The organism is Streptomyces sp. NPDC001351 (genome assembly GCF_042896045.1).
In the GTDB taxonomy this organism is placed as follows: Bacteria; Actinomycetota; Actinomycetes; order Streptomycetales; family Streptomycetaceae; genus Streptomyces.
This window is the reverse complement of sequence record NZ_JBIAWS010000001.1, coordinates 68,991-91,627: the sequence shown is the minus strand read 5'-3', so window position 1 is coordinate 91,627 and position 22,637 is coordinate 68,991. Positions and strand designations below refer to the sequence as shown.

Sequence of the window (22,637 nt, the reverse complement as noted above, 5' to 3'; positions counted from 1 at the left end):
GTCACGCGCGAGCTCTGTGAGGGGACCATGACCAACCAAGCCCTGCCACCCGTCGTCGACGCCGCAACGTGGGAGCGCAGGCTCGCCTCCCTGCGGGCCCGGGAGAAGGCCGCGACGCGGGAACTCGACGCCATCGCCGCCGAGCGTCGCCGGCTGCCGATGGTCGAACTGCCCGACTACACCCTCGAGGGCGAGGACGGCCCCGTCCGGCTGGCGGACGTCTTCGAGGGCAGGAGGCAACTGATCGTCTACAACCACATGTGGTCCCCCGGCCAGGAATGGCAGTGCCCGGGCTGCACGGGCTTCACCTCGCAGTACACGCGCCTGGAGTTCCTGGACAACTACGACGCGCGATTCGTCATCGTCACGCAGGGGCCGATCGAGGAGGCACTCGCCTACAAGCACCGCGTCGGCAACCGCATGACCTGGTACTCGACCGCCAACAGCTCCTTCGGGACCGACGTCGGCGCACCGCCCGGCGGCGGGTTCGCGGTCAACGTCTTCCTGCGCGACGGCGACACCGTCCATCGCACCTGGCACACCAACGGCCGCGGCACCGAGCAGATCGGTCACAGCTTCGCGCTGATCGACCTCCTCCCGTACGGCCGCCAGGAGGAATGGCAGGACTCACCCGAGGGCTGGCCCCAGTCCCCCACCTACAGCCGGTGGGCGACGTCCAAGGACATCGCCGCGCTCTACGGCCCGGGCTCCGGCGCCAGCTGAGCCCTGGCGCCGGCCCACGCCCGGATCGCCTCCGCATGCTCACGGATCAGGGACATACGGGCCTCCCACTCCACTCCGCTGCGATGGTCGGGGTGGGCGGTGATCTGCCCGCCGTGCTTGCGGTAGGCAAGTCCGGTCTCGCCGATGAACCATCCGTCCGCCAGGGCGTCCAGACCGAGCAGCAGCCCGGTGTCGCCCGAGGCGGGCAGGGCCATCCAGCCGCCCAGCAGCGCCAGCAGGGAGCGCCTCACGCACAGGGTGGCCGGGTGGACCTGCGGCCGGTGGTGTTCGCTCCAGAACCCGAACGCGCTTCCCCTGGGGAGCCGGCCCGGTCGCGGGTCGCTCGATTCGAACGAGACGGTGCTGCCGTCCTCGAGGAGATCGACGACCCGCGACGTGGTCCAGCCGACCGAGTCGTCCGTCTCCAGCACGGCGAGGTCCCTGGCAAGGGTGCCGGCGGTGAGCTGGTCGTCGGCGTCCAGCGTCTTCACATACGCACCGGTCGAGCGTGCGAACGCCATGGTCCGCGCCACGTGAGGCCCACCGGCGCGGGACGCCGAGATCCGGATCCGCGGATCGTCGGCCGGCAGACACTCCTGTGCGCGGACGTCGCCGCCGTCCTCCTGGACGCACCACTCCCATGACCATCCGTCAGGAAGTTCCTGGTGGAGCAGGGAGGCGTAGGCGTCAGGGAGGAAACCGACGGCGCCGCTGTGTACAGGGGTGACGAGGGAGACGACGTTCACGAAGTCTCACCCTACGGACTGGACCATCAGCGGTTGTCAGGAGGTACGGCGGCTCCGCGCCTCCTGCTGGGCGATGGCCTCCGCTTCGGCGTCGGCCAGCGCGAGCGCGACGCCGAACGCCTGGGTGATGTGGCCTGCGGCCGACATGACGCGCGCTGTTCCCACCACGGGGGCGATGGCGACGAGCAGGTCCTGCAGCTGTTCGACCGTGAACTCGGCCTTGACCGCGGGGTCGATGTGCGCAAGGTAGGAGATCGCCGGTGCGTCCATGGCCACGAGTGCGGCAATGCGGGCGAGGATGACCGATCGCGGCTCCATGTGGCAGCGCTCGACAGAGTCGAGGGTCATGGCGGCAATCGTGTCGAGTACGGGGGTGTGGGACTCAGTGGCCATGGTGAATCGCCTTTCGGTGCCGAGGGGAGCCGAACCGCCACCCGGCAAGCGCGGGGTCCCTCCCCCCTGCGAATCCGGCGGGCCGACTCAATCGTAGGCACCCCGAGTCGGGGGCGCGCGTCGAGCCGGCCCGGTTCAGGAGCCGAGATCGGCCAGCCAGCGGAGGGCGCTGAGGCTCGGCAGGAAGCAGTATTCGCCGCCGCGCGTGGTGACGAAGCGCTCGACGCCGTGCAGGCGGCGCCGGACCGGGTGCTGCGGGATCGTGAAGACGCCCGAGCCATCGTTGTTCCCCGTGAGCGGGTCCTTCTCCACGTCGAGGCCGGTGAAGTTGCCGTCGTTGAACCACTGCGACTTCACGAACTCGAACTGACGGTCGAGGTGTGTGTTGACGGCGATGAACACGATGCCGCGGTCGGCGCCGTCGTCGTCCAGGGTGCCGGCCGGCAGCGGCGGCCCGTAGCTGGTGCTCCGCCGGATCAGCCGGTGGAGGTCGACGTCACCGATGATCTCCGAGTCACGCGGATTGGCGCGCCTGGCGTGGGCGCCGTGCGGGCAGACCGTGCCGCGCGGATCGGACGCGTAGACGAAGTCGTTGTTGCGCTGCTCATCCGCCCCCAGGTCCGGGTCGTCGTGCTCGGGCGCCAGGATCAACGGGGCACCGCTCGGCCAGCGGCCCACGATCTTTGCGGCGAGCAGGGACTCCTCCTCCGGGCTGCCGGCGTTGTCGCGCAGATACCGCCGGAAGGCGGCGACGCGCGCGTGCAGCTTCCGCCAGACCACGAACGTGCCGTTGCGCCCCAACACCTCCGGCTCCGGCAACGCCGGCAGGTTTCCCGTCTGGTCGGGATAACCCAGCACGAACTCGCCCGCCTTGAGAGTGGGACCGCCACCCGGCGGATGCTCCGCGCCGCCGCCTTCCACCGCAGGATTGCTGATGCCGTCCTTGTAGCCGAAGCTGGTGCGCCCCGAGGTCAGTTGGTACAGCTCCTGCCGATACACCACTTGAACACCGGGAAGCTCCGCGCGTGCCTGCCTCGCCCGTTCGAGGACGACAGCCAGCGACTCCTGGTCCGCGGCGATCAGGGACAGCACGACGTGCACCTGACCGGTGCCGAAGGGCGGCTCCCAGTGCGCGGGCGCGCTCTCGCCGGTGTCGCCCAGGAACTCCGCCCGTGCCGCCATGCCCTGCCGGAACTCCTCCGGGAAACTGTTCAGGGAGGCCTGCGGCACCTGGAGCGCTTCGAGGCCCCGGTACGTCACTGCGACGTTGAGAAGCGCCGGCAGTGGCGGCTGCCACCAGTCGGCGGCGGAGTCGACCAGTCCGGCGAGGCGCCCCATCAGCTCACGGCCGGCGCCGGGGTCGTCCACCCGCAGCAGGATGTAGGTGCCGACGTACGGTGACGGCCGGGTACGCAGCACGATGCCTTGGATGTCGTCGAGTTGCAGTAGTGGGCCTTCAGCCGTCGTCATCTCGCCCTCTCGGTGAAGCGTCGGCCGATTTGTACCAATTACAGACTCTGTCGACGCTGTCCGACACGGCATCTCGCGCGATCGACGAGCGCGCGGGCACGTGGAGTCGGCCGAAGCGTGAGGTTCTGCAGCGACAGCTGGAGGGCCCGCTGTGGATCGCCGCCGACCGTCAGCCAGAACTCCGCCGCATGATCGGCGTAGGCCTCAGGGTGGTGCGCCATCAACGCCTCGTAGTGAGCGGCGGCCCGGGCCCGCCAGATCTGCGCTTCTCCCCACGCTTGCCGCTCGCCCAGGATTCCGGCGAGCTGGGCCTCGTACTGCGGATCGTCACTGTCGAGCGCAAGTCGACGCAGGTTTGCGGTCGCCACGGCAGCACCGCCCTGGGCGGCATCGATATCGGCGAGGTGCCCCTGCGCCGGAACGTAGGACGGTAGTCGGCGTATCGCTGACTCCAGCCAGAGGCGCGCACGTGTCAGGTCGCCCTGAGACAGCCATGCCTGACCGCACTGGAATTCAAGGACCGCGAGCGGGAAAGGACTGACTCCGCAGTAGCCACGCCTCGCCGCCAGGAACCACCTCTCGGCCTCGACCACCTCTGCACGCTCGGCATGACAGCGAGCCAGGGCAGCCAGGGCATGGAAGTCATGCCGTCCTGACAGCGTGTGCCGATGCAGGGCGAGCGCCTCGTCGTACCGCCCGACCGCCTGATGGACGGCAGCCCGTTCCTCGTCCAAGGTTCGCCGATCGAGTCCCATCACTGCCGCCGCGTCGAGATCGACCAGCGCGGCCGAGAAGCGGTGAAAGTGCGCGGCCAGCCTGGCGCGGGCCACACGGGACCGAGGATCGCCCGGCATCCGTTCGATGAACTCATCCGCCAGCGACGCAGCGCGCTCAGCCTCGTCGATACGGCCCCGTACGTGCCCGCGCAGGGCGGTCAGTTCCACCAACTCGCCCCACCCGTCACCGGTCAGGCTTCCCCGTGCCGCCTGGCCTGTAAGGCCCTCGATGCGTGCGTCGAGGTTGCCCATCGCGATCACGCCCGCCGTCGTCGCCGGGCCGTCGGCGAGACCGAGTCGCCCCCGCCGCTCACACGGCCGGCCGTTGCGGAGTTGCTCCTCATCAGCTCGTGGCGGCCGTCGGGACGGAAACGGGTGTGGGCGGGTTGAGATTGGGCGGCGCCAGATACGGAAACTCCCGAGAGGCCGGCACGGTCGCCCGGTCGACGCCGTCGCCGACCCGCGGGCCGTGGAAGGCGTTGACGATCAGCGTGTACAGCGTGTCGATGACGTCGTCGTTGAGCGAGCGGCCGCCGCATGTTGCGTGCGACCGCCCCTCCAACAGGGCGCGCTCGATCTCGAAGTAGCTGTCCTCGGCGTATGGCTTTGCCACGTCCACGACCAGGAAGTCGGCGAGCAGAAGGTCGGTCAGCGGATGTGTCCCGTCCGGTTCCGTCCGCCAGTCGAGCTTGCCGTCCAGACCGTCGAAGAAGGCCAGGTTGGCGTTCAGCCGCGAGCGGTAGGCGCCCAGGTAGTGCGGCCCCAGCCGGAACGGGTCTTCTTCGTTGTAGAGGTCGCGCAGATCAACGACCTTGTTCGCGGTGTCGACCCCGTTCTCCGACATGAGAACGTTCTTCACTTCCGGGCGACCGAGCCGCTCGAGGCGGATGGGGTAGGGGCCGGCTGTGACGGTTTCCGCCGCGACGGCGAAGAGGGTGCCCGAGGTCGGCCCGAGCAGCCCGGCGACGTCGAACTCCACGACGATAGTCAGAACGTCGACGTCTTCCAGCGTGTTGGTGCCCTGCCGGACGAAGGCGAGCCGCCGCTCCGCCCGCGTCTCCACCTCCTTGCCGACATCCATGAAGAAGGGATCCAGCCGCAGCCCGGCGTAGACGCGTGCGCCCTGGCCCTCACCGCCTTGTTCGTCGTTCACCTGGAATGCGACCGCCTCCCCGTCCGGGAGCACGCACGTTCCCCGCTGCACCATCTCCCTGTCGGCGTCCGGCTCCGCAGGGCCTGCGAACGTGCAGGTGAACGCGTACTCATCGGCGCCTACTTCGAAGAGCGCACCGGGTTGATCCGCCGCAATTGCTGCGGGACGCACACGGAACCGGTAGCTGGCGGCGTCGGAGAACAAGGCCCCCGGGCGGGCATTGGGGAAGACGTCCATGATGAGGACGAGCCAGCCCGTCCGGGAGAGGCTGGGAAAGGCGTAGAGGTCGGCGAGGTCGATGGCTGGATCGACCTCGGCGCGGGTGCCGGAAAGATGGTCGGACATGACGGTGCGGCCTTCGCTGATGTTGCAACTGTGAGGGCTGCCCCTAGTCGGCCACTGCGTCCAGCAACGCGTTGAACGCCTCCGAGACCTTCTGTGCCTTGGCGGTGTCCTCGACCGTCATGCTCGGATTGGAGGCGTACCACATGTCCGCCTCGACGATCTTCGGCGCCAACCAGTTGACGATGCCAGGATCGCTGGCCCCGGGGTAGCCCTCGATGACACCATCGAACATTTCATCGAACCACGGCCCGGCGTTGGCGAAGATGTCGGCCATGTACGGCTTGAAGTCACCGTCATAGGTGACCGCGCCTACGACCTGCGTGTCATTGTTGATGAACGTGACGCGGAAGTCGTGGACAGTGCCGACGAGCTTCTCGTAGTGAAAGGCGTCGTCCTGGATCTTGGCGGCGTTCCGGCGGAACCTCTCCGCCCCGCCTGGCTTGGCATCGAGGAGAACGGTGATTTCCGCCACCTCCCCGACCCGCTTGCCGAGACCGTCTGGCTGCCTGGCCACGGTCGGCGCCGCATCCCTCGGAGTCGCCGACATCTTGGAACTCTGCGTCGCCATGACTCCCTCTCCCTTTGATCTTCTATCGGCCGGCCTACGGGCTCCCTCTCCGTTGTGACGTTGTTCGAATTCTTCCTACAGTCAGCTTTGTCGCCCCCCCGGAGCATCGGCAAGACGATCACGAATGCCAAACAGGCGAGCCCCCTCCCGTTCAGGGAAGGGGCTCAACACGTCACGCCAACGCGTGTAGGCCTGGAGCCGGCCTCAGACCCAACGGGGTTCGTCAGTGGGTGTGACCGCTCGAAGCCGGTGCCGGACCTGCGTTCTTGACCGTGAGAGGCAGCAGCTTCCTGCCCGTCGGGCCGATCTGGATGTGCGTGTCCATCTGCGGGCAGGGTGCACAGCACACTGTGAGCGTTCCTTTGGCCACACCTGCCCTCGTCTTGGAGCCGCTCCTTCTCCTACGGCTTCCCTGTCGCGGGCGTGGAGACCAGCTGCCTGAACGGTCAACGAGGCGGAGAAGGACTTCCGGCGGGAGAACAGGTGGGATGCACTTGAAGAACCCTTCTTTCGAGGGATGCGCGATCGACCCGGTCGATCCTCTTCGGGAGTCCGCGGTCTGAGGCGCCATGGACTCTTGATCGCCGAGGTTCCCCGACCCACGCTTTGAAGGTCAGTATCCTGCCCGTGTCGGCCGCTGCGACCTCGGGAGGTACTACCGGCCGTCCGCCGGCGGCAGGCCCTGCTCGGTCCAGATGGTCTTGCCGGTCGGTGTGTAGCGCGTGCCCCAGTGGTGGGTCATCTGGGCGATGATGAACAGGCCGCGGCCTCCCTCGTCGTCGCTCGCCGCGTGCCGCAGATTGGGCGTGGTGTGGCCGGTGTCCGACACCTCGCAGATCAGGTTCCGGTCGCGGATCAGGCGTACCTGGATCGGGCCGCCGACGTAGCGGATGGCGTTGGTGACCAGTTCGCTGACGATGAGCTCGCTGGTGAACGTCAGGTCGTCCAGTCCCCAGTCGCGGAGCTGCTTGCCGACGGCGGTGCGGATGGTGGCCACCACCGCCGGGTCCGGGGGCAGTTCCCATTGGGCGAACTGGTTCCGGTCGAGCAGGCGTGTGCGGACCACGAGCAGCGTCGCGTCCACGTCCACCGGCCCGGGCAGCAGGGTGGTCACCGCCCGGTCGCACAGCTCTTCCAGCGACTCTCGGTCGCCGGCGAGGACGTGGGACAACTGCGCGAGCCCGGCGTCACGGCCGTCGGCCGCCTGGAGGAGGCCGCCTGTGAAGAGGGCGACGAGACTGCCCGGCGTGAGCTCCAGTTCCGAGCTCTGGTAGGGCGGGCCACCGATTCCCAGCGGCGGTCCGGTCGGCAGCTCCGGATAGCCGACGACGCCCGTGTGCGGTTCGACGACCGCCAGCACCGGCTCCCCGGCCCGCGCCAGGCTGCACTTTCCCGAGACGGGGTCGTACACCGCGTACAGGCAGGTCACGCCCAGGGCCTCGTCGGGCCGCTGCCTCAAGCGACCCCGATCGTGGCCCGCCCCGCGCTCGTGCGCGGTCTGCTCGACCAGGTCGTCCAGACGGGTCAGGAGCTCGTCCGGGCTCAGGTCCAGCCGGGCCAGGACGCGCACGCCCGTGCTCAAGCGTCCCATGGTGGCCGCGGCGCGCAGGCCGTGTCCGAGCACGTCCCCGACGACCAGGCCCACCCGGGTGCCCGACAGGGGGATGACGTCATACCAGTCGCCGCCCACCCCGGACCCGTTGTCGGCGGGCAGGTAGCGGCTCGCCGAGTCGACGGCGGCGTGAGACGGCAGGCGGCGCGGAAGCAGGCCCCGCTGGAGTTTGAGGGCCACGGAGTGGCCTCGGGTGACCACCGGCATCAGCAGGAGACCGATCAGCAGGGCGCCCAGGCCCAGGACGGTGACCCCGCCCGTCCTTCCGATCAGTGGCAGGTTGACGGCGGTCGTGCCGTAACTGGGGTTCGCGTAGACGACGAAAGCGGCGTAGACGAACAGCAAGAGCATGATCAGCGCGCCGAGCCCCGGCAGCACGCCTTTCGTGACCAGGTCTTTGACGCTACGGGTTAGGACCTTGCGGTGGTACCAGACGCAGGCGAAGCCGGTCAGTCCGTACTGGAATGCGATCGCGAGACCGATCGAGTCGATCGAGTCGGCCAGGATGTTTCGGCTGAGCAACGTCAGCAGGACGAACAGGGCGATCGAGGCCGCTCCCATGCCGACGGTCCCCCATGTCGGGGTGAGGAACCTGCGGTGAACCCGGGCGAACCGGGCGGGGACGGCCTTGTGGACCGCCATGGAGAAGACGGTCCTGGCCAGGGGCAGGATGGTGGTCTGGGCGGAGGCCAACGCGGAGGTCAACACCATCAGGATCAGCAGTCTCGACAGGAGCAGACCCGTGTCTTGGCTCCCGAACACGGCCTCGCCCAGTCCGGAGAACACATCGTCCGAGTTGTGCGCGTTGCCGAGCCCGATGCCTGAGGTGCCAACTCCCGCGAACGCCTGCGCCGAAGTGGCCACCAGCCCGTACATGATCAGGAGCAACACGGTGGACATGATCGCGGCGCGCCCTGGGACCCGCGTGCTGTCCTTGGTCTCCTCGTTGACCGAGAATGCGGTGTCCCAGCCCCAGTAGATGAAGACCCCCGCGAGGATGCCCGAGGTCAGAGCCGTTACCGAGGGAACCTGGAAGGGGTTGAACCAGGAGGCGGACACGTGGATCGCCGTCGGGGGAGGGCTGTTGTAGACCCTGACCAGCGCGGCGACGGCGAACACGATCAGCATCACCACTTCCAGGCACAGCAGACAGCGCTGGACTGCCGCCGAGAATTCGATGCCGACATAGCAGACGGCGGTCAGCAGGGCGATCCAGACGATGCCCGCCACGGTGATCCACAGCCGGTTCGCCCCCAGTTCGTTCAGGCCCACCAGCCGGAAGCTGTAGGCAGCGGCGATCTCGGCAAGGTTCGCCATGACGATGATGTTGGCGACGATGAGGCCCCAGCCGCCCATCCAGCCGGTGCGCGGTCCGAAGGCGCGGGTGGCCCAGGTGAAGGTGGTCCCGCAGTCTGCGTTGCTCGCGTTGAGCTCGCGGAAGGCGTACGCGACCAGCAGCATCGGGATGAACGCAAGCATGGTGATGATCGGGGCCTGCAGTCCGGCCCCGGCCACGATGATGCCCAGCGTGGCGGCCAGGCTGTACGCCGGGCCGGTGGAGGCCAGGCCCATGACCACCGAGGAAAACATGCCCAAGGCGTTGTTCTTGAGCCCTTTCCGGCCGGCCCTCGTCCCGGGGGCGGGGCGGCCGACGGACTCGGTGCCGCCAAAGTGCCTCACACTTGATTCCAACGCCTGGCCACTCCCCTCCGCAACAGCGCAGAGCAGCAGGAAAGCCGTCGGTCACACAACCGGGCAGCAGAGGTGACGCCCCGGAGGCAGCAGCTTCTTACCGGTCGGGCCGATTTGTGTGAACGTATCCATCTGCGAACCGACCTCCACTCACAGACGCCCCGGCTCCACAAGGCATCGCCACAGGGCGCCTCCGCTGTCCTTGCCAGTCGTTTGGTTCAGATCTCCGCGACATCGCGAGCTCCGGCACCACATCTACGGCGTTGCCGTCGGTCGAGAACGTCCCGCGTCGCCTCTCAGCTCCACCTCGCGCCCTCCTGCAACCCACTCATTCACTATCCGACACCGGTGGCCTGCCGCAGCCCTCTTACGTTTCAGCAGCTTGCTCATCCCCTGGGGCAGACGCTCTTCAGACAAGGAGTCTTGGAGCGCGGGCTGCGTGGGGCGGACATGCCACGCATGGCGCAATGAAGCGCTCCGGCGGCTTCCCGGGTCACCTTGTGCGGAGGCGGTGACCAGCATGGATATGGGAAGGCAGGTGGCAGACCGGGCCATGGACGAGGAGAGCATTGACCGGTCGGAGGGTTTCGGCGAGCGGCTGCTGGACAGGGCGCGGCAGCTGCCGCCCCAGATGGTCGCCCCGCTGATCGCGGAGGGGGTGGCCAGGATCGGCGGTCGTCACGTCTCCCTCCTGCTGCAGGACTACGCGCAGGAGTTGCTGGTGCCTCTGCCGGGCAGGGGGCTGCACGTGGCCCAGCCAGAGCCGGTGATCGACTCCCCCGCCGGCCGGGCCTTCCTGCGCGGCGACGTGGTCGAGGTGCCGCAGGCCCACGGCGGCGTCCGGATGTACCTGCCGCTGCTGGACGGCAGTGACCAATCGTCCGCCGCTCACTCCGTGCACCGAGCACCCGCAGGATGGCAGCCTCTTCTCTCGCCGCCGTCCCCGAGTACCTCCGCGATCCGCCCCAACGCCTCACTCACATCAGTGCTTGTCTCCACCGGCCCGAGCGTCCTTCTTCACCGTCAGCGGCAGCAGCTTCTTCCCGCTGGTACTTACTTGTGGCCATGTATCCATCTGCGGGCACGGAGCCGCCAACAATGGATCCAGTTGCGTTGAGGGAAAGGCCCGTCTGGGCTGGGTCTGGCTAGGAGGCGTCGGCATAAGCGAGGTGGGTGCCGCAGACGGTGCAGCGGAAGAGCATGGCGCTTGCGCCCTGCCCGAGGTGGGTCAGGAAGCTCTCCAGCTGTGATGCGTCGTGCCAACCGCCCATCCGCAGGTCGGTCCGAAGCTGGTCGAGTGCCTCCGGGTGGGCGGCGAGTTCGGTGTGTCCGACCTCGCCGACGAAGGCGGCCGCGTCGTCGCAGTGGACGAGCCAGTGCGGGTCCTGCCAGGCGTGGAAGCCGGGGGTACGGCGGGTGACGTGCTCCAGGATCTCCTCGCTGACCCCGGCAAGCCCGTACGAGTCGGCGAATTCACCCTCGAATCGTTCAGCGGCGCTGCCGTCGGCGATGCACCAGGGACAGAACTCCCCGTCGACGTCCTGGGCCGTGAAGAAGGTCGCGGTGTAGATCCACCCGGTACTGCGCTCGCAACAGGCGCAGGTCTCGGCGCTCTCACGGATGGAACCGCTCGCAACAGGATCAGGGTGATAGCGGAAAACGGGCAGGGCAGCGCTCATCAGCGAGCCTTCCTGTGCCAGAAGATGACCGTGTTGACGCCAGTGGCCTGCGCGTGGGTGGGCCCGCCTGTGAAGCTCAGACCCACTCCACCTCAGAGACGATGTCCAGCGAAGCCCCGGGGGCCGGCAGAGGCGTCCGAAGGGGCGCCTCCGGCACCGACGGACGAGGGAGTGAGACGCCGACCACGCCGACCGCGGACAGTGCAGCCGCCACCTCGTTCTCACTCACCCCTGCCAGCGCCTCAACCACCCGATCGAGCGCCTCGCTCACGTCAGTGGGTGTGACCGCTCGAAGCCGGTGCCGGACCCGCGTTCTTGACCGTCAGAGGCAGCAGCTTCTTACCGGTCGGGCCGATCTGGATGTGGGTGTCCATCTGCGGGCACACCCCGCAGTCGAAGCACGGCGTCCACCGGCAGTCCTCGACCTCCGTCTCGTCGAGGGCGTCCTGCCAGTCCTCCCAGAGCCAGTCCTTGTCGAGGCCCGAGTCCAGGTGGTCCCAGGGGAGGACCTCCTCGTACGTCTTCTCGCGGGTCGTGTACCAGTCGACGTCCACGCCGAAGGCGGGCAGCACCTTGTCGGCGCAGCTCATCCAGCGGTCGTAGGAGAAGTGTTCGCGCCAGCCGTCGAAGCGGCCGCCGTCCTCGTAGACGGCGCGGATGACGGGGCCGATACGGCGGTCGCCGCGGGAGAGGAGGCCTTCCACGATGCCGGGCTTGCCGTCGTGGTAGCGGAAGCCGATCGAGCGGCCGTACTTCTTGTCGCCGCGGATCTTGTCCCGGAGCTTTTCGAGGCGGGCGTCGGTCTCCTCCGCCGAGAGCTGCGGGGCCCACTGGAAGGGGGTGTGGGGCTTGGGGACGAAGCCGCCGATCGAGACCGTGCAGCGGATGTCGTTGGAGCCGGAGACCTCCCGGCCCTTCGCGATCACCTTCGTCGCCATGTCGGCGATCTGCAGGACGTCCTCGTCCGTCTCGGTCGGCAGGCCGCACATGAAGTACAGCTTCACCTGGCGCCAGCCGTTGCCGTAGGCGGTGGCGACCGTCCTGATCAGGTCCTCTTCCGAGACCATCTTGTTGATGACCTTGCGCATGCGCTCCGAGCCGCCCTCGGGGGCGAAGGTGAGGCCGGAACGGCGGCCGTTGCGCGTCAGCTCGTTCGCCAGGTCGACGTTGAAGGCGTCCACCCGGGTCGACGGGAGCGACAGGCCGATCTTGTCCTCCTCGTACCGGTCCGCGAGGCCCTTGGCGATGTCGCCGATCTCGCTGTGGTCCGCGGAGGACAGGGAGAGCAGGCCGACCTCCTCGAAGCCGGTCGCCTTCAGGCCCTTCTCCACCATGTCGCCGATGCCCGTGATGGAACGCTCGCGGACCGGGCGCGTGATCATGCCGGCCTGGCAGAAGCGGCAGCCGCGCGTGCAGCCGCGGAAGATCTCCACCGACATGCGCTCGTGGACCGTCTCGGCGAGCGGGACCAGGGGCTGCTTGGGGTAGGGCCACTCGTCGAGGTCCATGACCGTGTGCTTGGAGACGCGCCACGGGACGCCCGACTTGTTCGGTACGACACGGGCGATACGGCCGTCGGGGAGGTACTCCACGTCGTAGAACGCGGGGATGTAGACCGAGCCCGTCTTCGCGAGGCGGAACAGGACCTCCTCGCGGCCGCCGGGGCGGCCCTCCGCCTTCCAGTCACGGATGATCTTCGTCATGTCCAGCACGGCCTGCTCGCCGTCGCCGATGATCGCCGCGTCGATGAAGTCCGCGATCGGCTCGGGGTTGAAGGCCGCGTGGCCGCCGGCCAGCACGATCGGGTCGTCCAGCCCCCGGTCCTTGGACTCCAGGGGGATCCCGGCCAGGTCGAGGGCCGTCAGCATGTTGGTGTAGCCCAGCTCCGTGGAGAAGCTGAGCCCGAACACGTCGAAGGCCTTCACCGGCCGGTGGCTGTCCACCGTGAACTGCGGGACGGCGTGCTCCCGCATCAGCGCCTCCAGGTCCGGCCACACGCTGTAGGTGCGCTCGGCGAGGACGCCCTCCTGCTCGTTCAGGACCTCGTAGAGGATCATGACGCCCTGGTTGGGCAGGCCGACCTCGTAGGCGTCCGGGTACATGAGCGCCCAGCGGACGTCACAGGACTCCCACGGCTTGACCGTGGAATTGAGCTCTCCGCCGACGTACTGGATCGGCTTCTGCACATGCGGGAGCAGAGCTTCGAGCTGCGGGAACACAGACTCGGCGGCCGCAGCGACTTCGGCAGACATCTCGCGAACCTTCGTGGGATGGGCTGATGGGACGACCTGAACTGACAGGGGTGACCATCTAGCCTAACGCGGCCGCGCACCCGCCCCGACCGCTCGGCCCGCCCCACCGCTCAGACCTGCATGCCGTCCTTGACCTCCTGCCACGCCCCCGGCAGCTGTACCTCCACTGCCGTGGCGCGCGCCTCCTCGCGGCCGTAGAGCACTCCGTACGTGAACGAGCTCTCCCCCGCCGCATGGGCCACGGCGGACAGCTCGCGCAGGGTCTGGCGGGTCATGAAGCTGTCCTGGTGGTCGCCCAGCAGGGTCTGGAGGGACTTCATCGACTTGATCAGCGCGGTGGCCGGGCTGCCGAGAGGTGTTGCGGCCGCCTCCGCCGCGTACCGCGTCCGCTTGGCCTTCTTGCGGGCCTCGTGCAGGGCGAGGTCGCGTTCGTGGCCGGGTTCCAGGGCGATGGCCTGCTCGACCAGCTCGGACAGCTTTCCGAAGTCCTTCCGTACGGCCTTGGCGATCACCTTCTCCGGCTTTCCGGCGGCCGCCTCCAGCAGCGGCGGGTCGGCGACCAGCGCGTCCAGGCCGTCGAGCAGCTCGAGATAGCGCTGGGAGTCCAGGACGCCGGTCAGGCGGCGGCGCGATCCGCCGCGGCGGGCGTTCATCCAGGTGCGCAGCCGGGTGCGGATGGGGCCGGAGAGCAGCGTCCTGGGCAGTTCGTCCAGAGCCGCCGTCAGGCGCTCGGTCAGCACCTCACGGTCCCGGTCCACGCCGAGTTCGCCGGCCAGCCACTTCAGTTCCCCGCCGATGGGGTCGGTGACGCCGCGGTCCAGGACCTTGCCGTACGAGCGGAAGGCGCTGCGCATCCGGCGGGTCGCGACGCGCATGCGGTGCACGGAGTCGAACACGTCCTGCCGTACGGCCGGGTCGAGTTCGACGATGGCGTCGCGCTGCTCGCGGAGGTAGGCGAGGACGTGGTCCCCGGCCGTCACCGGCTGCTTGGCCTGCCGCTTCTTCCCGTTCTTCGCGCGCTTCTTCTTCGGAGCGGTCTCCGCGAGGGCCCGGGCCAGTTTGGAGGCGGATGCGGAGGGTCGTACGCCCGCCTTGCGCAGCCGCTTGTCGACCTTGTCCAGGAAGGCGGGGTCGCCGCCGTCGGCGAGCTCCACCTCCATCTCGGTCCACTGGGCCGAGCCGCCGTCGCCGGTGAGCCGTTCGGCGCGTACGGCATCGACGCTGACCTCGGCGAGCACCCGGCCCCCTGCGTCGACGAGGTCGCGCAGGTCACGGTCGGAGCGCAGCCGGACCACGGGCAGCAGTTCGGCGTCACGGACCCGGGAGCGGACCAGGCCGGCGAGGCTGCGCGGGACGGTGTCGGAGAGCGGGGCCTGGATCTCGTCGCGGACACCGGGGGCGACCGGGAACTTCAGGTGCCAGCCCGCGTCGGAGCCGCCGGTGCGGCGGCGCAGGGTGATCGCGGACGCGGCGAGGCGTTCGTCGGAGGTGTCGTAGTAGGTGGCGTCCAGGTGCGCGACCCCCTTGTCGACGACCGCGTCGACACCGGCGACGCCGGTCAGGTCGGGCAGGCCACTGTCGTCGGACTCGTACTTCCGCTCGATCTCCCGCTTTGTGTCCGCCATGAACCGAATCTAGTTGCTGCCGGGCCGTGACGACAGTGTCCGCACCTCTCAGTAGCCCGAGGCCTACGCCGACATGGGCCGCTGCACCCTGATCGACTGCAGCAGTCCCACCGCCATCCACACCGCGAACATCGACGAGCCGCCGTACGACACAAAGGGCAGCGGCAGGCCGGTGACCGGCATGATGCCGAGGGTCATGCCGATGTTCTCGAAGGTCTGGAAGGCGAACCAGGCGACGATCCCCGCGGCGACGATCGTGCCGTACAGCTCGGTCGAGTCGCGGGCGATCCGGCAGGCGCGCCACAGCACCACGCCGAGGAGGAAGATGATCAGCCCCGCGCCGACGAAGCCCAGCTCCTCCCCCGCGACTGTGAAGACGAAGTCCGTCTGCTGCTCGGGCACGAACTGGCCGGTGGTCTGCGAGCCGTGGAAGAGGCCCGCGCCGGTCAGACCGCCCGAACCGATCGCGATGCGCGCCTGGTTGGTGTTGTAGCCGACGCCCGCCGGGTCGAGGCTGGGGTTGGCGAAGGCCGCGAAGCGGTTGATCTGGTACTCGTCCAGGATGTGCAGCTGCCAGATGGCGATGCAGCCGATGACGCCGGCCGTGATCAGGCCGAAGACCCAGCGGTTGGAGGCGCCCGAGGCGAGCAGCACGCCCAGGATGATCGTCACCAGGACCAGGACCGTACCGAGGTCGGGCATGAGCAGCACGATCAGGATCGGTACGGTGGCCAGGCCCAGCGCCTGCAGGACCGTGCGGTGGTCGGGGTACTTCTTGTCGCCCGCGTCGACCCGCGCCGCCAGCAGCATCGCCATCCCGAGGATGATCGTGATCTTCACGAACTCGGCGGGCTGCAGGGAGAAGCCGCCGCCGAAGACGATCCAGTTGCGGCTGCCGTTGATCGTGGCGCCGAGCGGGGTGAGCACCAGCAGGATCAGGAACACCGAGGCGCCGTACAGGATCGGGACGGCGGTGCGCAGGGTGCGGTGGCCGAGCCAGATCGTGCCGGCCATCAGGGCGAACCCGATGCCGGTGTTCATGATGTGCCGGATGAGGAAGTAGTACGGGTCGCCCTGGTTGATCTCGGTGCGGTTGCGGGTCGCCGAGAAGACGAGCACCGAACCGATCGCCGAGAGCGCGAGGGCCGCCAGCAGCATCGGCCAGTCCAGCCGGCGGGACACCGAGTCACGGGCGAAGATCCGGGTCCAGCCCGCGCGCCGGGGGCCGTACCCGGGGACGGAGAAGCTGCCTGCACCGGTCATGTGAGCATCCTCCGGCTTCCCCGCCTGCGCGGCCGCCTGCGGGTGGTCCGGCTGGTGGACGTGGGCGAGGGCGTGGTCGCCGCGGGCTGACTGGCGCCCGGGGAGGGGCTGGCGTTGTCGTTGGCGTGGAGTTCCTTGGCCGGGTCCTTGGGGACCTTCGGCGCGGCGATGGTGCCGTCCGTCTTGACCTTGGGCAGGCCCTTCTGCGGGCTGGGCAGCAGTGCCTTCTTGTTGTCGATCGAGCCGTCGGGCTGGACGCCGTAGAGGGCGCTGTAGATGCTGCGGACGGCCTCACCGGAGGCGCCGGAACCCGTACCGGCCTGGGCGATCGTCATGACGACCGAGTAGTCCTTGGAGTAGGTGGCGAGCCACGAGGTGGTCTGCTTGCCGTAGACCTCCGCGGTACCGGTCTTGGCGTGCAGTGTGATCTTGTCCTGCGGCCAGCCCTTGAACTTCCAGGCGGCGGTACCGGCGGTGATGACGCCGGCGAGGGCCTTGTCGATGCCCTTGTGCGTGGCCTCGCTGATCGGGAGCTTGCGCAGGACCCTGGGCTTGATCTCCTTGACCGTCCTGCCGTCGGCGCTGATGATCGCCTTGCCGATGGTCGGGACGTGCTCGGTGCCGCCGTTGGCGATGGCCCCGTAGATCATGGCCTCCTGGATCGGGGTGAGGAGGGTGTCACCCTGACCGATGGAGTAGTTGATCGAGTCGCCCTCGCGCATCTTGTAGCCCTCGAGGCAGCCCTCGTACTCGATCCGCTGGACGTAGGTGCCGCCCTTCTTGCCGCTCTTGCACCAGGCGTCCTTGTTGGCCTTCCAGTAGTCCTGCTTCCACTGGCGGTCGGGGACGCGGCCGGTGACCTCGTTCGGGAGGTCGATGCCCGTCTGCTGGCCGAGGCCGAACTGGTGGGCCGTCTTGTAGAAGTAGTCCTTGGGCTGGCCCTTCTTCGGGTTGATCCCGCCGTCCTTCTTCCACTCGCGGTCGGCGAGGCCGTAGAAGACGGTGTCGCAGGAGACCTCCAGGGCGCGGCCCAGCGAGATGGGGCCGAAGCTCTCGCCCTCGAAGTTCTTGAAGACCTGGCCGCCCACCGAGTACGAGCTGGTGCAGGGGTAGCCGCCGTCCCAGGCGTAGCCGGCCTGGACCGCGGCGGCCGTGGAGACCACCTTGAAGGTCGAACCCGGCGCGGACTGACCCTGTATGGCCCGATTGAGCAGCGGGTAGTCGGAGTCCTTGCCGGTGAGCTGCTTGTAGTCCTTGGCGGAGATGCCGCCGACCCAGACGTTCGGGTCGTACGTCGGCGCGGACGCCATGGCGACGATACGGCCGGTCTTGGCCTCCATCACGACGACGGCACCCGAGTCGGCCTTGTACTTCTCGCCCGTGACCTTGTCGTACTGGGTGCGGGCGATCTTCATGGCGTTGTCCAGCTCGTACTCGGCGACCCGCTGGACGCGGGAGTCGATGCTGGTGACAAGGCTCGAACCGGCCTGCGCGGGATCGGACTTGGCCTTGCCGATGACCCGGCCGAGGTTGTCGACCTCGTAGCGGGTGACGCCGGCCTTGCCGCGCAGTTCCTTGTCGTACTGGCGTTCCAGTCCGGAGCGGCCGACCTGGTCGGAGCGCAGATACGGCGAGTTGGTGTCCTTGGCCTTCTGGATCTCCTCGTCGGTGACGGGCGAGAGATAGCCGAGGACCTGCGCGGTGTTGGACTTGGCGGGGCCGGGGTAGCGGCGCAGCGCCTCGGGCTCGGCGGTGATGCCGGGGAAGTCCTCGGAGCGCTCGCGGATCTGCATGGCCTGGCGGGGCGTGGCCTCGTCGGTGATGGGGATCGGCTGGAAGGGCGAGCCGTTCCAGCACGGCTGGGGCGTCTTCGCGTCGCACAGCCTCACCCGCTGCATGACCTCCTTGGGCTTCATGCCCAGCACTCCGGCCAGCTTGGTGAGGACCGCCTTGCCGTCGTCCTTCATCTTCAGCAGGTCGGTGCGGGAGGCGGAGACCACGAGGCGGGTCTCGTTGTCGGCGAGCGCCACACCGCGGGCGTCCAGGATCGAGCCGCGTACGGCGGGATCGACGACCTGCTGGACGTGGTTGCCGGACGCCTCCTTCTGGTACTGGGCGCCCTCGCGGATCTGCAGGTACCACAGCCGGCCGCCGAGGGTACCGAGCAGGGAGAGGACCAGGATCTGGATGACGACGAGCCGGATCTGGACCCGTGGGGTCCGTCCGGTCTCGGGAATGTTGGTCACTGCGGCTGCCTCCCCCTCTCAGTGTGTGTACGTGTCATATACGACGGAGCTGTGAAGGGCGTCCGCCGCCAACTTCCGCCTGCTCACAGCCGCTTGACCCCCTTGATGCGGCCCACGCGGGCGGTGCGGGTGCGGGCCCTGGTCTTCAGGGCGCCGAGGCCGCCGCGCTGGCCGCCGAGCTTGAGGCCCGTGCCGGCGGAGATCCAGCCGGAGGTGATGTCGGTGGCCTTCTTCGACGGGGAGCTCGCCTCGGCGAGCGGGTCGTTGTCCGCGCGCCGGGCCAGGGCCATGATCCCGGGCACCACGAAGGGGGCGAGCAGCAGGTCGTACAGGGCCGCCGAGAACATCAGGCCGACGAGGCCGACATGGCGGGCGGCGGTGTCGCCGACGAGGGCGCCGACACCGGCGTACAGCAGGGTCGAGCCGATGGCGGCGGCGACCACGACGAGCATGGGGCCGGTGGCCGACTTCAGCCGTCCGTTCTCCGGTCTGGCCAGCCCGGCGAGGTAGCCGATGACGCACAGCACCAGGGCGTAGCGGCCGGCGGCGTGGTCGGCGGGCGGGGCCAGGTCGGCGAGCAGGCCCGCGCCGAAGCCGACGAGGGAGCCTCCGACATGGCCGTAGACCAGGGCCAGGCCCAGCACGGTGAGCAGCAGCAAGTCGGGGACCGCGCCCGGCAGATGGAGCCGGGCGAGGACGCTCACCTGGACCACCAGGGCTACGACGACCAGGGCCGAGGAGAGCAGGATCCGGTTGACGCGCATGGGGATTCAGCTCCTACTGCTACGGGGTCTGGCCGGGCGATGCGGTCGCGTTCGCAGACGCGTCCGCGGACGGGGTGACCGTGACGGTGACCGTCGGCGTGGGCGTCGGCTGGGGCTTGGCGGGGAGCACCGTGTCGCGCGGGTCCTTCTTCGGGGCCTCCACGACGACGCCGACGATGTCGAGCTTGGAGAAGCTGACGTACGGAGTGACGTAGAGGGTGCGGGTCAGGTTGCCGCCGGACGGGTCGACGCGGGAGACCACACCGACCGGGACGCCCGGCACGAAGGGCTTGTCGGCCTCGGAGCCGAAGGTGACCAGGCGGTCGCCCTTCTTCACATCGGCCTTGGAGTTGAGCAGTTCCACCCGCAGCGGGCGGTCGCCCTGCCCGGTGGCGAAGCCGAGCTCGTCGCTGCCCTCCATGCGGGTGCCGACGGTGAAGTCCGGGTCGTTGGCGAGCAGGACGGTGGAGGCGTCGGGGCCGACGTTGGTGACCCGTCCGACCAGGCCGTCGCCGTTCAGCACCGTCATGTCCCGTTTGATGCCGTCGCTGGCGCCGACGTCGATGGTGATCGTCCAGGAGAAGCCCTGGGCCGCTCCTATGGCGATGACCTGGGCGCCCTTGATGCCGTACTGGCCCTCCGCGGAGACCTTCAGCATCTTGTCGAGCTGCGCCAGGCGGCTGCGGTTGCGGTCGTCGCTGCCGAGTTTCGCCTTGAGGGTCGCGTTCTCCGTCTCCAGACGGGCGAGCCGGTCGTGCCGGGTGCCCGAGTCACGGACCGCTGAGACGGCGTTGCCGACCGGGTCGACCGCCGAGGACACGCCGTCCTCGATCGGGCCGAACACGGTGGCCGCGACCTGGCGGGCACCGTCGACCGGTGAGTCCTGCCCGCCGCGGATGTCCACCGTGATCAGCGCGAACGCGATGGCGATCAGCAGCACCAGGAGCAGCCGGCTCTCTCGTGTGTCCCTCACGTGCGGCGGCCGTGCCTTCCTCATAGGAATGTGCAGAGGTTCAGGTGTTCAGTTCAGCTGGGCAGTTCCAGCGGGCAGAGGCTTATGGGCGAGCTTATGCCTCTATATCAACTGCCTCTATATCAACGATCCGCCGTACGAGAGGAGATCGTCCCGTACGGCGGAATCGAAGAGTTGCCGTCATCTGCGCGGCTGGGCGTCCAGCACCTGCTGGAGCGCCTCGAACTCCTCGACGCACTTGCCCGATCCGAGCGCCACGCTGTCCAGCGGGTCCTCGGCGATGTGGATCGGCATCCCGGTCTCCCGGCGCAGCCGCTCGTCGAGGCCGCGCAGCAGCGCCCCGCCGCCCGTCAGCACGATCCCCCGGTCCATGATGTCGCCGGACAGCTCCGGCGGGCACTTGTCGAGGGTCGTCTTGACGGCGTCGACGATGGCGTTGACCGGCTCCTCGATCGCCTTGCGCACTTCGGCTGCGGAGATGACGACGGTCTTGGGCAGTCCGGAGACGAGGTCCCGGCCGCGGATCTCGGTGTGCTGGTCGTCGTCGAGGTCGTAGGCCGAACCGATCGTGATCTTGATCTGCTCGGCCGTCCGCTCACCGAGGAGGAGGGAGTACTCCTTCTTGATGTGCTGGATGATCGCGTTGTCCAGTTCGTCGCCCGCGACGCGGATGGACTGGGCGGTGACGATGCCGCCGAGCGAGATGACCGCGACCTCGGTGGTGCCGCCGCCGATGTCCACCACCATGTTGCCCGTGGCCTCGTGGACCGGCAGGCCGGAGCCGATGGCCGCCGCCATGGGCTCCTCGATGATGTGCACCTGACGAGCACCGGCCTGCGAGGACGCCTCGATCACGGCGCGGCGCTCGACGCCCGTGATGCCGGAGGGCACACACACGACGACGCGCGGCCGCGCGAGATACCGCCGCTTGTGGATCTTCAGGATGAAGTAGCGGAGCATCCGCTCGGTGATCTCGAAGTCGGCGATGACGCCGTCCTTCAGCGGTCGTACGGCAACGATGTTGCCAGGGGTCCGACCGATCATCTTCTTCGCCTCGGCGCCGACCGCGAGGATGCCACCGGTATTGGTGTTGATCGCGACGACGGACGGTTCGTTGAGTACGATCCCGCGTCCCCTGACGTACACCAGCGTGTTGGCGGTCCCGAGGTCGACAGCCATGTCACGGCCGATGAACGACATTGAGTTCCCCATCAGGATTCGTCTGGCCTTCCTGGGAGCTTTTGAGGGCTTTTCAGGTCGGCGAAGTGGGTGCTGTGACGTGAAGGCTTCCATCGTAGACGCGCCTGCACGAACACTGCGCGAGGGTCTTCGCCATTGTCAGCAGATGAAGCGCCGCCTCGCTTGTGGAGACGGCCCATCGGGGGCACTCGTTCCCCCGATCGGCACGCATATGCCGGAGGACGGCCGGAAACTCTCGGCCGCCCCAGGTCAGACGGGCGAGCGACCTGACGGTCACTCAAGAATTCATAGGTTTGTCGCTCAACCGCGGCCGGGGAAAAAGATCTTCACCTCACGCTCGGCGGACTCCTCGGAGTCGGAGGCGTGGATCAGGTTCTCGCGGACGATCACGCCGTAGTCGCCGCGGATGGAGCCGGGTGCGGCGGCGATCGGGTCGGTCGGGCCGGCGAGCGCGCGCAGCCCCTCGATGACCCGCTCGCCCTCGACGATCAGCGCGACGACCGGACCGGAGGCCATGAACTCCACCAGCGGCTCGTAGAAGGGCTTGCCCTTGTGCTCGCCGTAGTGCTGCTCCAGGGTCTCCTGGTCCAGGGTGCGCAGCTCCAGCGCGGTGATCTGCCAGCCGGCCTTGCGCTCGATACGGCTGATGATCTCGCCGGTCAGGCCACGGCGGACCGCGTCGGGCTTGAGCAGGACGAGGGTGCGCTGGGTCACTGCGGGCTCCTATGGAAGATCAAGGATGGTGCGGGAGGTGTTCGAAGATTACAGGGCGTGTCCGGGGCCCTGTCACACAGCGTCAGGTGCGGAGGAACCCGTAGAGCCTGTCTCCGCGGCGGCGAACCGCGCCTTCGCCTCGTCGATCTTCCTTCCGTAGTGCACGGAGGCCCACCACAGGGCCGCGAAGACCGCGCCGAGGAAGAACATCGTCGGGACGACGAAGCCGGAGGCGACGAGGGCGGCCTGCAGGGCCCAGCCGAGCGCGATGCCGCCGGGACGCGTCACGACACCGCACAGCGCCACGCACAGGAACATCGCGATGCCGCTGACCGTCCACACCGTCGACGTGGTGAGGCCGGGGTCCTTCATGGCGACGAGTCCGGCGAAGCCGATCACGAAGAACTCGCCGATCAGGGTCGAGGCACAGAGCGTACGCACGA

Annotated in this window: 18 protein-coding genes and 1 pseudogene; 2 read left to right on the top strand and 17 right to left on the bottom strand. The window is 68.6% G+C overall.

What is annotated here, in order from left to right; genetic code table 11:
• The first annotated feature begins 27 nt into the window (after positions 1-27).
• Entirely contained in the window at positions 28-723 is a 696-nt protein-coding gene (locus tag ACFY1U_RS00400) for a DUF899 domain-containing protein (RefSeq protein WP_390691922.1), read from the top strand.
• Here ACFY1U_RS00400 and ACFY1U_RS00395 read toward each other — a convergent pair.
• From ACFY1U_RS00395 to ACFY1U_RS00365, 7 genes are all read right to left on the bottom strand, one after another.
• Positions 696-1,469, bottom strand: coding sequence for a glycosyltransferase family 2 protein (locus ACFY1U_RS00395; RefSeq protein ID WP_390691921.1), 774 nt, complete (start codon positions 1,467-1,469; stop codon positions 696-698). The two genes, ACFY1U_RS00400 and ACFY1U_RS00395, sit on opposite strands and share 28 nt — an antisense overlap.
• Before the next feature lie 36 nt (positions 1,470-1,505).
• Positions 1,506-1,862 (bottom strand): carboxymuconolactone decarboxylase, encoded by a 357-nt coding sequence (locus ACFY1U_RS00390; RefSeq protein WP_390691920.1) that lies wholly within the window; start codon positions 1,860-1,862, stop codon positions 1,506-1,508.
• A gap of 135 nt (positions 1,863-1,997) precedes the next feature.
• Positions 1,998-3,332, bottom strand: a complete 1,335-nt coding sequence (locus ACFY1U_RS00385; protein WP_390691919.1) for a Dyp-type peroxidase — start codon at positions 3,330-3,332, stop codon at positions 1,998-2,000.
• Between the two features lie 38 nt (positions 3,333-3,370).
• Positions 3,371-4,369 (bottom strand): hypothetical protein, encoded by a 999-nt coding sequence (locus ACFY1U_RS00380; protein ID WP_390691918.1) that lies wholly within the window; start codon positions 4,367-4,369, stop codon positions 3,371-3,373.
• An 82-nt stretch (positions 4,370-4,451) separates the two neighbouring features.
• A complete protein-coding gene (locus ACFY1U_RS00375; RefSeq protein WP_390691917.1) occupies positions 4,452-5,606 on the bottom strand; it encodes a DUF4331 family protein in 1,155 nt (384 codons plus the stop codon).
• A 43-nt stretch (positions 5,607-5,649) separates the two neighbouring features.
• Positions 5,650-6,174, bottom strand: a complete 525-nt coding sequence (locus tag ACFY1U_RS00370; RefSeq protein ID WP_390691916.1) for a hypothetical protein — start codon at positions 6,172-6,174, stop codon at positions 5,650-5,652.
• A gap of 655 nt (positions 6,175-6,829) precedes the next feature.
• Positions 6,830-9,382 carry an amino acid permease gene (locus ACFY1U_RS00365; RefSeq protein WP_390691915.1) on the bottom strand — a complete coding sequence of 851 codons (2,553 nt, stop codon included), beginning with the start codon at positions 9,380-9,382 and terminating at the stop codon, positions 6,830-6,832.
• A gap of 649 nt (positions 9,383-10,031) precedes the next feature.
• Here ACFY1U_RS00365 and ACFY1U_RS00360 point away from each other — a divergent pair.
• A pseudogene (locus tag ACFY1U_RS00360) lies at positions 10,032-10,355 on the top strand (serine/threonine-protein phosphatase); the annotation flags it as partial.
• A 268-nt stretch (positions 10,356-10,623) separates the two neighbouring features.
• Here the strand turns inward: ACFY1U_RS00360 and ACFY1U_RS00355 are convergent.
• The 10 genes from ACFY1U_RS00355 to ACFY1U_RS00310 all read right to left on the bottom strand — a co-directional run bounded on the left by ACFY1U_RS00355 (position 10,624) and on the right by ACFY1U_RS00310 (position 22,635).
• Entirely contained in the window at positions 10,624-11,157 is a 534-nt protein-coding gene (locus ACFY1U_RS00355; protein ID WP_390691914.1) for a CbrC family protein, read from the bottom strand.
• 272 nt (positions 11,158-11,429) lie between these two features.
• The gene (locus tag ACFY1U_RS00350; RefSeq protein ID WP_390691913.1) at positions 11,430-13,409 is read right to left on the bottom strand and encodes a TIGR03960 family B12-binding radical SAM protein; all 1,980 of its coding nucleotides are present in this window, start codon (positions 13,407-13,409) and stop codon (positions 11,430-11,432) included.
• 110 nt (positions 13,410-13,519) lie between these two features.
• A complete protein-coding gene (locus tag ACFY1U_RS00345) occupies positions 13,520-15,034 on the bottom strand; it encodes a CHAD domain-containing protein (RefSeq protein WP_390691912.1) in 1,515 nt (504 codons plus the stop codon).
• 63 nt (positions 15,035-15,097) lie between these two features.
• Positions 15,098-16,297, bottom strand: a complete 1,200-nt coding sequence (rodA, locus tag ACFY1U_RS00340) for a rod shape-determining protein RodA (protein ID WP_390691911.1) — start codon at positions 16,295-16,297, stop codon at positions 15,098-15,100.
• Positions 16,294-18,543 carry a penicillin-binding protein 2 gene (gene mrdA, locus ACFY1U_RS00335; protein ID WP_390691910.1) on the bottom strand — a complete coding sequence of 750 codons (2,250 nt, stop codon included), beginning with the start codon at positions 18,541-18,543 and terminating at the stop codon, positions 16,294-16,296. Before mrdA ends, rodA begins: the two co-directional genes overlap by 4 nt.
• 83 nt (positions 18,544-18,626) lie before the next feature.
• Positions 18,627-19,307 (bottom strand): rod shape-determining protein MreD, encoded by a 681-nt coding sequence (mreD, locus tag ACFY1U_RS00330; RefSeq protein WP_390691909.1) that lies wholly within the window; start codon positions 19,305-19,307, stop codon positions 18,627-18,629.
• 19 nt (positions 19,308-19,326) lie between these two features.
• Complete coding sequence (gene mreC / locus ACFY1U_RS00325) at positions 19,327-20,280, bottom strand: rod shape-determining protein MreC (RefSeq protein ID WP_390691908.1); 954 nt, start codon at positions 20,278-20,280, stop codon at positions 19,327-19,329.
• A 180-nt stretch (positions 20,281-20,460) separates the two neighbouring features.
• On the bottom strand, positions 20,461-21,480 hold the full coding sequence (locus ACFY1U_RS00320; RefSeq protein WP_099928866.1) for a rod shape-determining protein: 1,020 nt from the start codon (positions 21,478-21,480) through the stop codon (positions 20,461-20,463).
• A gap of 300 nt (positions 21,481-21,780) precedes the next feature.
• Entirely contained in the window at positions 21,781-22,194 is a 414-nt protein-coding gene (gene ndk / locus ACFY1U_RS00315; protein ID WP_030934323.1) for a nucleoside-diphosphate kinase, read from the bottom strand.
• Positions 22,195-22,266: 72 nt separating this feature from the next.
• The gene (locus tag ACFY1U_RS00310; protein WP_390691907.1) at positions 22,267-22,635 is read right to left on the bottom strand and encodes a DUF4233 domain-containing protein; all 369 of its coding nucleotides are present in this window, start codon (positions 22,633-22,635) and stop codon (positions 22,267-22,269) included.
• Between the last annotated feature and the right edge of the window lie 2 nt (positions 22,636-22,637).